This is a genomic window from Mycobacterium sp. (assembly GCF_008709575.1).
Taxonomy (GTDB): domain Bacteria; phylum Actinomycetota; class Actinomycetes; order Mycobacteriales; family Mycobacteriaceae; genus Mycobacterium.
Genome location: NZ_VYIK01000441.1, coordinates 1 through 633 on the forward strand (window position 1 = coordinate 1; position 633 = coordinate 633).

Consider the following 633-nt stretch of genomic DNA (forward strand, 5'->3'; position numbering starts at 1 on the left):
CAACACACCACGGTGCCCGGCCAAAACCTCGCCGCCGCCATGGTCGCTCGCCTGGCTAAGGAGGTGATGACCCTCGACATCGAGATCGGCGCGACCGAGACGATGATCGAGGAGCGGTTTCGCCGCCACCGCCACGCCGAGATCATCGTGAGCATGCCCGGCTTCGGTGTCGTGCTCGGCGCCGAGTTCCTCGCCGCCACCGGCGGTGACATGAGCGCCTTCGACTCCGTCGACCGCCTCGCCGGGGTGTCTGGGCTGGCTCCGGTACCCCGCGACTCCGGGCGCATCAGCGGCAACCTCAAACGACCCCGCCGCTACGACCGGCGCCTGCTGCGCGCCTGCTACCTGTCCGCCCAGATCGCTATCCGCACCGACACCGCCTCGCGCACCTACTACGACCGCAAGAGATCCGAAGGCAAAACCCACACCCAAGGGATCCTCGCCTTGGCCCGCCGACGCCTCAACGTCCTGTGGGCCATGCTGCGCGACCACCGGGCCTATCAACCCACCGCGCCTAACGCTGCGGCGGCTTGACAACTTCATTGAGAATCTCCTCCTCGATTGGGCAGTCTCAGTACCGGCCGAACGCCAGGGCTACGTTGTGCCCGCCGAATCCGAACGAGTTGTTGATCG

At 66.8% G+C, this 633-nt stretch carries 1 protein-coding gene; it reads left to right on the forward strand.

From position 1 onward, the window contains the following. A partial coding sequence (locus F6Q13_RS19480; RefSeq protein WP_293059998.1) for a transposase occupies positions 1-534 on the forward strand: 534 nt, incomplete at its 5' end. Positions 535-633 lie beyond the last annotated feature (99 nt).